Source organism: sulfur-oxidizing endosymbiont of Gigantopelta aegis, assembly GCF_016097415.1.
Lineage (GTDB): Bacteria > Pseudomonadota > Gammaproteobacteria > GRL18 > GRL18 > GRL18.
In genome coordinates this window covers 86838-101244 of sequence record NZ_JAEHGE010000003.1, presented here as the reverse complement: position 1 = coordinate 101244, position 14407 = coordinate 86838, and the positions used below count along the sequence as shown (strand labels likewise).

Annotated in this window: 12 protein-coding genes and 1 pseudogene; 10 read left to right on the top strand and 3 right to left on the bottom strand. The window is 41.0% G+C overall.

What is annotated here, in order from left to right:
• Positions 1-94: 94 nt before the first annotated feature.
• Positions 95-1250, top strand: a pseudogene (locus JEU79_RS23935) (IS3 family transposase).
• A 130-nt stretch (positions 1251-1380) separates the two neighbouring features.
• On the opposite strand, the gene JEU79_RS23930 reads toward JEU79_RS23935, so the two are convergent.
• Positions 1381-1842: a hypothetical protein gene (locus JEU79_RS23930; protein ID WP_198266448.1), complete on the bottom strand. Its 462-nt coding sequence runs from the start codon at positions 1840-1842 to the stop codon at positions 1381-1383.
• Positions 1843-1965: 123 nt separating this feature from the next.
• Here JEU79_RS23930 and JEU79_RS23925 point away from each other — a divergent pair, with 123 nt between their 5' ends.
• The 6 genes from JEU79_RS23925 (at position 1966) to JEU79_RS23900 (ending at position 6493) form a co-directional block, all read left to right on the top strand.
• Complete coding sequence (locus tag JEU79_RS23925) at positions 1966-2322, top strand: hypothetical protein (RefSeq protein WP_198266447.1); 357 nt, start codon at positions 1966-1968, stop codon at positions 2320-2322.
• Positions 2323-2428: 106 nt separating this feature from the next.
• Positions 2429-4426, top strand: a complete 1998-nt coding sequence (gene yoaA, locus JEU79_RS23920; RefSeq protein ID WP_198266446.1) for a DNA repair helicase YoaA — start codon at positions 2429-2431, stop codon at positions 4424-4426.
• A 96-nt stretch (positions 4427-4522) separates the two neighbouring features.
• Complete coding sequence (gene tsaB, locus JEU79_RS23915) at positions 4523-5254, top strand: tRNA (adenosine(37)-N6)-threonylcarbamoyltransferase complex dimerization subunit type 1 TsaB (RefSeq protein ID WP_198266445.1); 732 nt, start codon at positions 4523-4525, stop codon at positions 5252-5254.
• A 44-nt stretch (positions 5255-5298) separates the two neighbouring features.
• Complete coding sequence (locus JEU79_RS23910; protein ID WP_198266444.1) at positions 5299-5559, top strand: PilZ domain-containing protein; 261 nt, start codon at positions 5299-5301, stop codon at positions 5557-5559.
• Between the two features lie 89 nt (positions 5560-5648).
• A complete protein-coding gene (locus JEU79_RS23905) occupies positions 5649-5879 on the top strand; it encodes a DUF350 domain-containing protein (protein WP_198266443.1) in 231 nt (76 codons plus the stop codon).
• Positions 5879-6493, top strand: a complete 615-nt coding sequence (locus tag JEU79_RS23900) for a transglycosylase SLT domain-containing protein (RefSeq protein WP_198266442.1) — start codon at positions 5879-5881, stop codon at positions 6491-6493. Before JEU79_RS23905 ends, JEU79_RS23900 begins: the two co-directional genes overlap by 1 nt.
• Positions 6494-6530: 37 nt before the next feature.
• Here the strand turns inward: JEU79_RS23900 and purT are convergent, their stop codons facing one another.
• Positions 6531-7709 (bottom strand): formate-dependent phosphoribosylglycinamide formyltransferase, encoded by a 1179-nt coding sequence (gene purT, locus JEU79_RS23895; RefSeq protein WP_198266441.1) that lies wholly within the window; start codon positions 7707-7709, stop codon positions 6531-6533.
• 206 nt (positions 7710-7915) lie between these two features.
• On the opposite strand from purT, the gene JEU79_RS23890 reads away from it, so the two are divergent.
• From JEU79_RS23890 to JEU79_RS23880, 3 genes are all read left to right on the top strand, one after another.
• Positions 7916-8488 (top strand): 2-thiouracil desulfurase family protein, encoded by a 573-nt coding sequence (locus JEU79_RS23890; RefSeq protein ID WP_198266440.1) that lies wholly within the window; start codon positions 7916-7918, stop codon positions 8486-8488.
• 208 nt (positions 8489-8696) lie between these two features.
• Positions 8697-9986: an efflux RND transporter periplasmic adaptor subunit gene (locus JEU79_RS23885; protein WP_198266439.1), complete on the top strand. Its 1290-nt coding sequence runs from the start codon at positions 8697-8699 to the stop codon at positions 9984-9986.
• A complete protein-coding gene (locus tag JEU79_RS23880; RefSeq protein ID WP_198266438.1) occupies positions 9983-13138 on the top strand; it encodes an efflux RND transporter permease subunit in 3156 nt (1051 codons plus the stop codon). Before JEU79_RS23885 ends, JEU79_RS23880 begins: the two co-directional genes overlap by 4 nt.
• On the opposite strand, the gene JEU79_RS23875 is transcribed toward JEU79_RS23880, so the two are convergent.
• Positions 13129-14124 (bottom strand): IS30 family transposase, encoded by a 996-nt coding sequence (locus JEU79_RS23875; RefSeq protein WP_198266437.1) that lies wholly within the window; start codon positions 14122-14124, stop codon positions 13129-13131. The two genes, JEU79_RS23880 and JEU79_RS23875, sit on opposite strands and share 10 nt — an antisense overlap.
• Between the last annotated feature and the right edge of the window lie 283 nt (positions 14125-14407).

The window sequence follows — 14407 nt, the reverse complement described above, 5'->3', positions numbered from 1 at the left end:
GAGTTAAAAATTCATTATTGATGCCATTATAGTGGACCCCGAAAACTGGACAATAGGTTAAGATATAAGAGCTAACCTAACGGGGAACAAAAAAATGAGCACAAAAAGAAAAACATTCAACAACAAATTTAAAGCAAAAGTAGCCATTGAGGCTTTGAAAGGTCAAAAAACAGTCGCAGAAATTGCGTCAGAATTTGAAGTGCACACCACCCAGGTCAATAGCTGGAAAAAGCAGATGCTTGATGGTGCAGCCGATACTTTTTCAAAAAAATTAGAGAATAAAGATGCTGAACATGAAAAGGAAAAAGAACACCTGTACAGCCAAATAGGTCAACTAAAAGTAGAGGCTGACTGGCTGTCAAAAAAGTTGAAGATGTTCAACTGAGTAGAGCAGAAAAGCGGTGTTGCATAGAAAAAGAGCACCCTCAGTTGAGCATCAAAAAACAATGTGAGCTTATCGGCCTGAACCGTTCAAGCTATTACTATCAACCTAAAAAGCCTCTGCAAAATAAAGATTTAACATTAATGAATTTGATTGATGAGTTGTACATAAAACATCCATTCTATGGCAGTCGTCAAATTCGTAATGCATTAAGATTGAAATGTTATAAAATTAATCGTAAAAAGTTCAACGGCTTATGCGGATCATGGGATTGGTTTCAGTGGCACCAAAACCCAATACCAGCAAGCCTTGCAAAGTAAATAACCTCTATCCATATTTGCTCAAAGGAATTGATATTAATAGGAATAACCAGGTTTGGTGCACAGATATCACGTATTTACGGATGCCACATGGATTTGTCTACCTAAGTGCTGTTATGGACTGGAGTAGCCGTTTTGTGCTGTCCTGGGAAGTGTCAACCAGCATGGAAGAAAGCTTTTGTATCAGTAGTCTGGAAACAGCACTGCGACGATATGGAAAGCCAGAAATCTTCAATACGGATCAAGGTGCTCAATATACTAGCAGAGCATTTACAGGTGTTCTAAAGGCCAATGATATAAAAATCAGCATGGACGGCAAAGGCAGAGCAATGGATAACATTATGATTGAACGACTCTGGCGAAGTGTAAAATATGAGGAAATTTACCTCAAGGATTACCAAAGTATTGATGAGCTAAAGAGCTCATTAAAGGAATATTTTGAGTTTTACAACCATGAACGACCACACAGTACACACGGTGGAAAAACGCCTGCAGAGATCTATGGCGTGATGAAAGAAGTTGTTCCAGACTTAAAACGGGCAGCATGATGAGAGGATAATCAACTTTACTGGCAACCGCCTTGTCCACATATCCACAGGCCAAGCCAGTAGCCCTGAGATATATCGCAAGCGTCTCTGGACTACTGGCAGACCTGTGGATATGTGGATAAGACTAATACTATAAATAACCAACAGAATTATATCTTAATATTTGAGAAAGCTGTCTTGACAATGGGGTCCACTGTATAGAACCTGATTTTGTTTTCCCAAAAGACTGGTAAAATTCTTTTCCTAACTTAATACTAATGAGATTATTTTTACATGAATTATCAGGGCATGACACCTCTGGAGTTTCTTTTAAATATTCTTCAATTCGCTGTAATTCATCCCAAATTCCTTGATTGCTCTTAACTGGGAATAACTCATTACAAGACTTGCAAATCAGTTTAGTAACTGGCTTTCGACTACCACTTGATAATTTGTAGCAGTCTTTTTGTGATTTATGGAGTTTAACTTGGCTTTCTGTGCTGGCAGGAACACCATAATTTTGGCACAATGGATTTTTGCAAAAATTAACCTGAATATCGTTAATTTCAACTGGAATTCTTGGTTGTTTTATATCAGAAGATATTTTATCCATTTAGATATCCCCTTAAATGTTGATTTTACAAGAATAATAGCTTAATTTATCGCATTTATCAACACCTTTGTTTATCGGCTTGCTGGTGTCAGTGGGGAACTTTCTACCTACGATGCGATACGTTTGTTACATCTCGCACCTGCAGCGGATCAAATTGGTTATGAAGCCATAGGCACCGAACAATCCGGTGACTTGCAGGGTGATAAAATTCAAATTAAAGGCCGTACTATTTTTAGCGATGCTAAAAATACTCACCGTATTGGCCAGCTTAAAATTGAACAAGACTGGGATAGTGTTGTATTAGTATTATTGAATGATGACTACGAACCATTTGAAATTTATGAAATTGACCGAGCAACATTGTCAGAAAATGTCATTGACAAACAAAGTAAAAAAGCTAAAAAAGGTGCGATGACTCTGGCTCGTTTTAAAAAAATAGCCACCCTAGCCTGGAGTCTTGATTGGTCGGGCGAAGCATAATTCAAATAGAAAAAAACAAATTGAAAAAGTGCCTTCTCTCTCAACCATGTAGTCAAAAACGTACTCAGAAATGTAGTCAGAAACGCACTCAGAAACGCACTCAAAAATGACCATCGACCTGTCGCATATTTTTTCCTCCGATGGGCTATTGGCTCAACAATTACAGCACTATTCTCCCCGCGATGCACAATTGCTTATGGCGCAGAAAATTGAGCAATGTCTGCAATCCAAGCAACATAAAAGTATTTTATTATGTGAGGCCGGTACAGGGACGGGCAAAACATTTGCCTATTTGATTCCCGCTATTTTGTCATCTCAACAAATTATTATTAGTACGGGAACAAAAAATCTTCAAGACCAATTATACCGTAAAGATTTACCTCTGATAGCAGCGATGCTCGAACCCGTCAAACAACGTCAATTAAACTTTAGTTTACTCAAAGGCCGTAGCAATTATGTGTGTCTTTATCGCCTTGAAAAAGCCCGTGAAGAGGCCTGGTATGATGAGTCAACGCAGTTAGAAATAATGTCTATACAGCAGCAATTAGAGCAGACTGAATTTGCTGATATTGCTGAATTTGCCCAAGTTAAAGAAGATTCAATGACCTGGTCTATAGTGACATCCAATAGTGATAACTGTCTGGGTAATAACTGTTCGTTTCATGATGAATGCTATGTTTTAAAAGCCAGAGAGCAAGCCTTTGATGCTGATATTATTGTCGTTAATCATCACTTGCTGATGGCCGACCTCAAATTAAAAACCGATTCATTAGGTGAGTTACTGCCTGCTGCGCAAACTTATATTATTGATGAAGCCCATCAATTGCCGGATATTGCTTCGCACTTTTTTTCCCGGCAAATATCAGCCCGACAAATTAAACAATTATTACAGGACTCGCGTAAACACATTGCGCAATTATCCTTGCCCCTGCCGCGATTTATTGCTTTGAGTGATGATATTAAACGTATGCTGGATGATTTGTTTATGGTGTTAAATCGCTACCAGCAACGGGGAAGTTGGTCTGCAATCAGTGAATCAATTAAGCCCTTATGTGATGAAATTTTCTATGGCTTAAAAAAACTAAAACTCTATCTTGAGTCTACTGCTACCGGTTTGGAAAAAAGCAGTGCAGAATTAGAAAGCTGCTTTAAACGTAGTGAACAACTATTGACTAATTTTGAGTTATTAACCGGTAGTACACCCGATAATATGGTTCATTGGTTTGAATGCCAGGGACGTTCTTTGATGATTCAGCTAACGCCCATGTCGGTGGGTGAAGAATTTAAGCAACAATTACATAGCACGGATGCACACTGGATTTTTACTTCGGCGACCTTAAGCATTAAGTCGCATAATGCGATGAATACAGAGTTTGCGGAAGAGCAGGATAAGTCTGAATTTGATTATTTTTCTCGGCAATTGGCCTTGGATGATTGTGAAGTATTGAAGCTGGAGAGCCCCTTTGATTTTTCAACTCAGGCCATTCTGTACGCACCTCAAAATTTACCCTTGCCTAATGACGCACTCTATACCTCAGCACTCATCCGTAGTGTGTTACCGATTATTCAGTGGTTAGAAGGGCGAACCTTTATTCTCTTTACTTCCTATCGTGCTATGGCAGAGGCCAAAGAAATATTGCAAACAATGGACTTTAATTTATTTGTTCAGGGGGATGCCCCCAGACAGCAACTTGTTGAACAATTTAAACATACCAACAAAGCGGTATTATTAGGCACAAGTAGTTTCTGGGAAGGTGTGGATGTCAAAGGTGAAGCCTTGTCCTGCGTGATCATTGATAAGCTACCATTTGCCTCACCGTATGAGCCAATATTGCAAGCACGTATCAAGGCCATGCAAGAGCAGGGTGTAAATGCTTTTTATCAATACCAACTGCCACAAACTGGTATTGCTTTGAAGCAGGGGGCAGGGCGCTTGATTCGTGATAGTGACGATGTGGGTATTTTAGTCATTGCGGATCCCCGACTTTTTACCCAAGCCTATGGGTATTATTTGCGAGAAACATTACCACCAATGCCCATAGAAACTGATTTTAGGCAATTACAGGAAAAATTCATGGGTATGCAGTCAAATTCTAGCGTTTAAGTGTAAATAAATGCGCTAACATCGATGGTTATTCCCATATTTCTGCTAAAATAAAAAACAATACTGATTAAAATTAATAAGCTATGAAATAATTGCATGAAAATACTTGCCATCGAAACCTCCACTAATGCCTGTTCTGCCGTATTATTAGAGGGAGAGCAACAGGATTTTTCCTGTGTCGAACGTTTTGAAATGGCGCCTAGGCAACATACTCAATTGATTTTACCGATGATTGATTCTGTTCTGGCAGAGGCCGGATATGATATCAAACAAATGGATGCTCTGGCGCTTGGTATTGGTCCCGGGGCTTTTACCGGTGTGCGAGTCGCAACGGGTGTGATACAGGCCATTGCTTATGGGGCTGATTTACCTGTCGCACAAATTTCTTCTCTGGCAGCATTAGCGCAAGGTGTTTATCGAGAGCAAGCATATGCAGCACAATATAGTCAATTATTGGTGGCTAATGATGCGCGAATGGATGAAATCTATTTTGGTCGTTATGAGATAAAAACGGGATTTATGACGCTTAATCATCAGGAGCGGGTGTTAAAGCCTGAGGCATTAGAGTCAGTACTGGATGCATCCATTCGTCTGGATTCTAGTTGGACTACTATAGGCAATGGCTGGACTGTTTATGATGAGGCACTAAGCACTATTCGAGAGCAATGCTCTGAACTGGGCAATGAGTATTTTTATCCTCATGCAAGGGATGTTGCCTATTTGGCGCTCAGGGATGTGGAGTCTGCTAACTTAGTGAGTGCAGAGCAGGTCAGCCCTATTTATTTAAGAGACAATGTGGCCAAAAAAACCAAGAAAGCCATGGTGTAAATGGCTAAAATCATTAGCAAAAGAATGAGCTAACAGGATAAAAAATGAGTGAAAATCAAAGAAAATCTGTTCGAACACATTTAATGTCCAGCGTTAAACTAACGCATCCGGATGTAGGTACGGTTGAAGTGAAAACAAAGGACATTTCCGATGGTGGCATTTATTTACTGTCAAAAACGACTAATCTACCGCCGGTTGGCAGTCAGGTAAAAGTTCAATTAATTGACACCCCCTTTGAAGCTCCCATTCTAGATATGATCATTGTTCGCCTTGGAGATAATGGTATCGGCTTAAAGTTTATTTAAAATGAGCACATAAATTTGACTGAGCTGAATTGAATGCGTTAAATTGATTCTACGAATAAAAATAATAATAAATAAAAATGGGTAATTGCATGACCGATAATATTGATCCTATGTTTCTTAATGTTTTATACGCTTGTATGGGTGGGGTGTTGACCCTTTTTTTTATGTGGTTTGGGTGTAAACTTTTTAGTCATATTGTGAGTTTTAGTATTCCCGAACAACTTGCCGAGGGCAATATTGCCGTTGGTTTGATGCTGATGGGGATGTTTATTGGCATCGGCACTGCATTAGGCTTAGTGATTGGTTTAGGGCTGAATTAATGCCTGCGCTTAAAAGCAGTTTTTTGTGCTTACTGCTTATTTTGATTCCTGCCATTGCTTTGGCTGGAACTCATAAGCACGTAAAACATAAACACTGGACGAATAAATATGATCGGCATTTTAAAAAAAATGCCAAGCATTACTTTGGCCCCGATGTCGATTGGCATTGGTTTAAAGCTCAGGGTATTGCCGAATCAGGCTTAAACCCGAAAGCAAAAAGTCGGGTCGGTGCGATTGGCATCATGCAGATCATGCCCTCAACCTATCAAGAAATCCTCAAAAAACAGCCTAATTTTGGTAAAATAGATCAGCCTCGTTGGAATATAGCGGCTGCAATTTATTATAATCGTCAATTATATAAACGCTGGAAAAAGAAAAACGTGTCAGTGGAAGAGCGTTTAAACTTCACCTTTGCCAGTTACAATGCTGGTTTTGCTCGAGTGTTAAAAGCGCGTAAAAAACTCCGTGCGATCAATAAAAGTAAAAAAATAGAGCATTCCGATGCAATGAATGATTGGGATAAAGTTTCTCCCTTCACCCCACTTGAAACGCGTTTTTATATCCGTCGAATTGATCGCCTGATGAAGATGAGCGTAGTACCCAAAAAATCCTAGTACCCAAAAAATCCTAAGTTGTAGCTTATAAATCTGTTTATAATTTTATTTGTACGGCTTTGGAAGCACGTACGGCCTTGGCACGTGCTTTTTCTATGCTTTCATCGAGTGCTAATGCGACTCCCATGCGCCGTTGGGTTTTTACCTTGGGCTTACCGAAGAGTCTGAGCTGAGTGTCTGTTTCAGCTAAGGCGGTCTCTAAGCCTGAAAATTCAACTTGTGAAGATTCCCCGTTAACCAAAATGACTGATGAGGCACTGGAGCCATATTGACGAATGTTGGGTATTGGCAAGCCAAGAATGGCTCTGGCATGTAAGGCAAATTCGGATAGATCCTGAGAAATGAGTGTCACTAAGCCAGTATCATGTGGGCGAGGGGATACTTCACTGAAATACACTTCATCACTCTTAATGAAAAACTCGACACCAAATAAACCCCAGCCGCCTAAGCTGTCGGTTACTGCTTGGGCAATTTGTATGGATTTTTCTTTAGCAATGGCTGACATGGCTTGTGGTTGCCAAGATTCACGGTAGTCCCCGTCAATTTGTTTGTGCCCAATCGGTTCACAAAATGCCGTTCCATTGGCATGGCGTATGGTCAGTAAGGTGATTTCATAATCAAAATCCACAAAGCCTTCAATGATCACTTTGCCCTCGCCAGTGCGACCGCCTTCTTGAGCATATTGCCAGGTTTTTTCAATGTCCTGTTCAGAACGGATGGTACTTTGCCCCTTGCCCGATGAACTCATAATGGGTTTGACGACACAGGGAATACCAATTTCTTTAACTGCGGCCAGATAGTCTTGTTTACTTTGTGCAAACTTGAAATGAGACGTTTTTATACCCAGTTCTTCAGCCGCTAAACGGCGAATCCCTTCACGGTTCATGGTGAGATGAACCGCCCGAGCCGAAGGAATGACATTAAAGCCTGCTTGTTCCAGTTCGACCAGTGTGGCGGTGGCAATGGCTTCTATTTCTGGCACGATCAAATGCGGTTGTTCTTTTTCTATGACTTCACGTAAGGCCTTACCATCCAGCATGTTAATGCTATGACTACGATGTGCGACTTGCATGGCTGGCGCATTGTCATAACGATCAACCACGATGACCTCAACACCCAAACGTTGTAATTCAATCACGACTTCTTTGGCTAATTCACCGCCACCGCAAAATAAAACGCGGGTGGCTGAAGGGGAAAGTGGAGTGCCAATTTTCATGTTGAATGCCTTTTTTTCAGTTGCTGTCAATGTTATTCAGTTAAGCTAATGAGGATGATGTGCTGCGTTCCTCAGCAGTATCCTAGAGCTCTAAAACTTGTGTTCTAAATCTCGTTAAATTCTATCATATTTGTAAGGCTTAGGTGCTTTTTTGGTGAAATCTTAGCTTGTGGAAAAGTGCTTGTAAACGGGGTATATTGGGGGCTATGCCAGATAAATTAAAAATTGCGGTGAGTGCCTGTCTTTTGGGGCAAAAGGTTCGTTATGATGGCAAGGAAAAGAAGCATGCATTGATTGTTGAAGTGTTTTTGCAACAGTTTGCAAACATTGCTAATAATGTAGAATTAATACCATTTTGCCCCGAAGTCGCCATTGGGTTGGGAGTGCCTAGGCCTAAGATCCAATTGATGAAACTGTCATCTGGCAATAAAAGCGAACAAATTCGTGTTCTTGGTGTCAATAATCACACATTGGATGTGACGGATGCGTTAAAATCCTATGCTCAGACATTCTTGTTACAATACCCTGATCTAAGTGCATTGATAGTGAAGTCTAAATCACCGAGTTGTGGTTTTCGCTCAACGCCTCTCTTTACGGTACAAGAGAATGATCAAACGGAACAGCAGTATGAACAAATTGAACTATCATCCGGATTTTTTGTGCAGTCTTTATTGATCTTGAAGCCGGAAATAAAAATTATTGAAGAGGCTGATTTGAAAAATGAAAGTGATTGCCTCACTTTGCTGAATAGTTTAATGACTTGTTTAAAAAACAGATAACTATTTAGCGTTCATCCGTTTATTCATCTTACTTAGTACAAAACGGTAGGGTGGGCACGCTTTTTGTGCCCACGCTGAAAGTGTAAAGGGTATAAAGTCAGCGTGGGCAGATAAAGCCATGCCCACCCTAGTTGATGCTGATAAAACCTGATACTAAATATGTACTTTATAATTTACTGAATAGTTACAAAATAAGTTAAAAGAAAATATGTTAAAAAAATTATTTATCCCCATCATTATTTTTGTGCTGGCCATGGTGTTTTTTAAAACCATGATAGCAACCAAAGATAAAACTCCCGAAATTACCATTGATGAACACGTTTGGCGTGTTGAGCATAGTTTGGTCGATAAGCAAACGTTGTCACCCACTATTACCTTGTATGGTCGGGTAGAAACGTCTGAATTACTTAATGCAGCAGCGCCTGGTGCGAGTCAAGTGGCTCAGGTAAAAGTAAAAGAAGGGGATTATGTGACAGCCGGTCAATTAATGCTATCCCTGGACCCTGCAGACTTTGAACCATTGCTGTTACAGTCTGAAGGCCGTGTTAAAGAATTACAGGCACTACTCAAAAGTGAAGCCCTGCGGCATAAAACCAATTTAGATTCACTGGTGAATGAAAAGAAATTACTACACCTCAGTGAAAAAGCCTTATCCCGGGCAGAGAAAGTAAAACGTCAGAAACTGGGCTCAATTTCTGAAACTGAACAAGCCATGCAACAGGTTGAGCTACGTCGTTTATCTTATAATAAAGTGCAGTTTTTGGTGGCTGAACATCCCTCTCGGCAGGAGCAAATAGAAGCACGTTTGATGCAAGCACAAGCAGACTTAGCTAAAAATCGTCTGGCCTTAGAGCGCAGTCAGATTATTGCCCCGTTTACCGGCTTGGTGGCAAAAGTGAATGTTGCCCAAGGCGATCGGGTTAATAGTAATGAAAAATTATTGAGTTTTTACTCCACTGAACATTTGGAAATTCGTGCCAAATTGCCGGTGAATATTCTCTCAGAGATCCAGCAAAGTATGCAAGCCGGTCAGAGTTTGAGTGGTACTGCCAATAATGGTAGTCATCAGACGGTTATTAGCTTAAATCGTATCTCCGGTGAGGCTCAGGCCAGTGGTGTTGATGCGATTTTTTCTATGAGTGCGGGAAAAGCTCACTTTAGAATGGGAGCCATTGTCGTTGTACACTTACAAAGACCTGAGCGCGACAATTTAATTAAAGTCCCTTATCAGGCGATGTATGGACGTGATCGACTGTATCGCATTAAGGATAATCGTCTGCAGTTGGTACGGGTCAAAACAGTGGGTGAATATCATCCGGACAATGAACCCGTTGCAGGCCATGCGTTGCAAAAGCCATTGTTATTAATCCAAAGCGCCGAGCTTAAGCAAGGTGATGCGATTCTTGCTACCCATTTGCCTAATGCCTTTAGTGGTCTAAAGGTTGAGAGCGGTCTAAAAGATGTGCTTTCTGATGCCAGAGACCGTACTGCAAAATGACCATCTTATCTGTTTTTGCCCATCATAAAGTGGCTGCCAACTTATTAATGCTGATGATGATTCTTTCCGGTGTTTTTGCTTTGTCACGCCTTAATGTCCAGTTTTTTCCCACCTTTGAATTGGATCGTATTAGTGTGCGTGTAATTTGGACGGGTGCTAGTGCGGAAGACATCGAGCAAGGTATTACTATTCCCCTAGAACAGGCATTAAAAAATGTAGATGATGTTAAAAATATGACCTCTACATCAGCACAAAATGTGTCTTCTATTCAGTTAGAATTCCATGATGGCAGTAATATGATCCTGGCTTTAAACAAGGTCAAACAAAAAGTTGATGAATTTCGCAATCTACCACAGGATGCGCAAAAACCTCAGGTGGAAAACCTGACTCGCTATGAAGGCGTTGCGAAAATACTGGTCTCCGGTGTAGACACTTTATCAGAACTGAGAGTGCTGGCCAATCAATTTGAACGTGAGCTGAGTAAGCGTGGTATTGATAAGGTTGAAATTAACGGTCTGCCTGATGAGGAAGTGAATATTGAAATCTCCATTGAGCAGCTACAATATTTGGAACTGACTTTGGATGAAGTGAGCGCTCGAATTAATGCTTTCAGCAAGGATATGCCTGCTGGTACCTTGGGGCGACAACACAATGCTAAAGAGTTACGCAGTTTAGAACAGGCGCGTAGTGAAATGGAATTTGCACAAATTCCTATCGTTGCCAATAGCACCGATTTTGTACGCTTGGGTGATGTCGCAACGATTCAACGCCAGCCCGATGCAGAAGGTGTTTTGCGTTTAAAAGATGGCTTGCCAGTCGTTGAGTTAGCCTTGAAGCGCACGGAAAATGGTAATGCGCTCAAAGCTGCTGATATTTTGAATACGTGGTTAGAAGAAAAACGGGCGACCTTACCTCCGAGTATTAAAATAGAAGTGTTTGATGCCAGTTGGCAAATGATTCGTGACCGTATTTATTTATTGCTTAAAAATGGTGGCGGTGGATTGGTTTTAGTCGTACTGATCCTGTATTTATTCCTCAATGCCCGGGTGGCTTTTTGGGTGGCGGTAGGCATCCCGATTTCGTTTATGGCGACCTTGGCGGTTTTGTACACAGTGGGCGGCACGATTAATATGATCAGTCTATTTGGTCTGATCATGGCATTGGGCATCATTGTTGATGATGCCATTGTGGTGGGTGAAGATGCGCTATCGCACTATCAGGCGGGTGAAGCACCGCTTATGGCGGCAGAGGGTGGCGCAAGACGTATGTTTGTGCCGGTGATTGCCTCCTCACTGACCACTATCGCGGCATTTTTACCGCTGATGATGATTGGCGGCATTATGGGCAATATTTTATTTGATATTCCATTAATTGTTATCTGTGTTATTTTTGCTTCTTTAGTGGAAAGCTTTTTTGTCTTACCCGGTCATTTACGCCATGCCTTTGCCAATATCAAACGGCAATCAGTTTCGGAATCTGCCATGGAAAAGAATACCTCACCTACAATTCGACAGCGTTTGGATGCGGGCTTTGATTCTTTTCGCCAGAAAAAATTTCGTCCGGTCATTAGCTGGTGTTTAAGTCATCGTACGATTACCGTGTCTATGGTTTTGTCCAGTTTAGTGATGACGATTGGCCTAGTCGCAGGCGGACGCATTAATTTTACCTTCTTCCCCTCACCGGAAGCACAAATTGTTTATGCTAATGTGAGCTTTATTTCCGGTACCTCAAGAAATACGACGGAAGCCTATTTAAAGCACATGGAAGATAAACTTATCGAAACCGATAAGGAGTTTGGTGGCAAAAATATTGATATGGCAGTGATGATCAGTGGCAGTTCATTTAGCGGCGGTAGTACCAGAAAAAGCGGTGATCAACTAAGGGCAATCTTCTTGCAATTAGTGGAGCCGGATCATCGTGAGGTACGCAATACAGAATTTATTCAACGCTGGCGAAGTAAATTAAAAGACGTTGCTGGGATGGATAATCTTACCATTTTGTCACGCAAAACCGGGCCGCAGGGAAGTGATATTGCTATCCGCCTCAATGGCAAAAATAGTGAGCAATTAAAGCAAGCGGCCACCTCATTATCACAGGCATTGAGAAGTATCGAGGGCGTGTATGGTGTTGATGATGATATGCCCTATGGTAAAGAGCAATTAATTTATACGCTTAAACCTGTTGGTGAAATTCTGGGATTGACGGTGACCGATATTGGCCAGCAACTAAGAACGGCATTTGATGGTAATTTGGTACAGATTTTTCAAGACGGTGCTGATGAAGTTGAAGTAAGAGTGCAATTGCCCAAGCAGGAACGGGATCAAATCAATACCCTAGAGCGTATCAATATTCGTACTCCGGCGGGTGAATTTGTACCTCTTGCGAGTGTTGCACAATGGACCGTGAGACAGGGCTTTGAAGTGATACGCCATGCAGATGGTGAGTTGGCGTTGGAAGTTTCAGCAGAAGTTAATTCTCAAGTGAATAATGCCAATCAAATTCTAAGCTCGTTAGAAGAAAAAATCTTACCGGAACTGAAACAAAAATACTGGGTTGATTATAGTTTTGAAGGACGTTCTGCAGATCAAAAAGAAACCATTGCACACATGAAATGGGGTGGTATTCTGGGCTTGATGTTAATTTATATTGTTTTGGCCTGGGTGTTTTCTTCCTATGGTTGGCCTTTAGTGGTTATGTCAATTATTCCCTTTGGACTCGTTGGTGCATTGTGGGGGCATTGGATTCAGGGCATTGACCTGACCTTATTATCGGTCTTTGGTATTTTTGGTCTATCGGGTATCGTGGTGAATGATTCAATTATTTTGGTGAGTTTTTACAAACGTCTACGGGATCAGGGAATGCAAGTACAAGAAGCGTTGATTGAAGCTTCTGTACAACGTCTTAGGGCTGTTTTATTGACCTCGTTAACCACCATTGCTGGGTTGACGCCCTTGCTATTTGAAACCTCCTTGCAAGCCCAATTTTTGATCCCGATGGCGGTTTCAATTGCTTTTGGACTGGCATTCGCCACGGTGTTGGTACTCATTATTATTCCAGTATTTCTGTCTATTCATGAGTCAATACATTTCAAATTGCACCGATTGGTTCATGGACAGAATGCTCTATTAAGTAATACGCGGATTCAACTCTGAAGTGCAACGCAGGAAATTCCAGTTCTTGCAAATGATTTTTTCATTGCCTGGAATGGTGTTTGAAAGCCGAGTGCCTTTCTAGGTCTATTATTAAGTTTTTCCATCATGTTGTAAACCTCTTTATCAGTCACTTCTTTAAAGTCTGTATCTTTAGGAAAATATTGTCTAATCAGTCCATTAGTATTTTCATTTAACCCTCGCTCCCATGAAGAATAAGGGTGGGCAAAATAAAATGCTGTATCAAGAGCTTTGCTTACCTGCTCATGATAAGCAAACTCTTTACCATTGTCTGCGGTAATACTATGAAGCCTGTCTTTAAAGGGTTTAAGCAATTGTATTGTTGCTTGTGTCACCCAATCAGCCTGTTTGCCATTCACTTTTGCTACTAATGTGTAAAGCGTTTTTCTTTCTACAATCGTGACCAGAGCACCACTGTGTCCTTTACCGATCACTGTATCAATTTCCCAGTCACCAACACGACGTTTATCATCAACAATCTTAGGACGGTCATCAATGGAAATTCGATTAATTATTTGTCCTCGACTGCTTTTACCGTTACTACCACGCTTTTGGTATTTCTTTCCCTGACGCCTTAAATACTGATGTAAATCACCACCTTGCTTCTTATCATCCCATATGTGTTGATAAATACGTTCATGGCTAAGAAGTAGCATTTTGTCATTCAGTAACCAACCTGATATCTGTTCAGGACTCCACTGGTGCTGTGAAAGCTTTTCATCAATAAGGGCAATCATGTCATCCGTCATTTTAATTGCTTTAGAAGCATTGTAGCGACGCTTAACGGCTTTTTCTTGAGCTTGCTTAAATCGATAGCCACGTAAACCAGCGTTGCGTTTAATTTCACGGCATATAGTAGATTTACTCACCTCAATCGCCTGAGCAATTTTAGACTGGGAAATGCCATTTTTAATCTCAGTCGAAATGTAGTATCTTTGTTCTTGTGTCAATTGCTTGTAAGTTCTCATAAGTCACTTTACTCTTGCAGGAGAAAATGGCCGATTTTACAAGCAATTGGCCATTTTTTCGAGCAAATCATTGCTGTACTTATGATTTTTTTAGTAGCGCCGTCAGGCGCGTCGCTGTCTCATGAAATTCCCGGGGTGGCCATCGCTACGCTCGGCCACCCCGGGAATTTCATGAGCCAGCGATAAACCAGCAAATATCACAAATACAACCAAATAGTGTTGCACTTATGAGTTGAATCTAAGATATTTAAATTTTAGTTTATTTCACATAAAGTTATTCCAC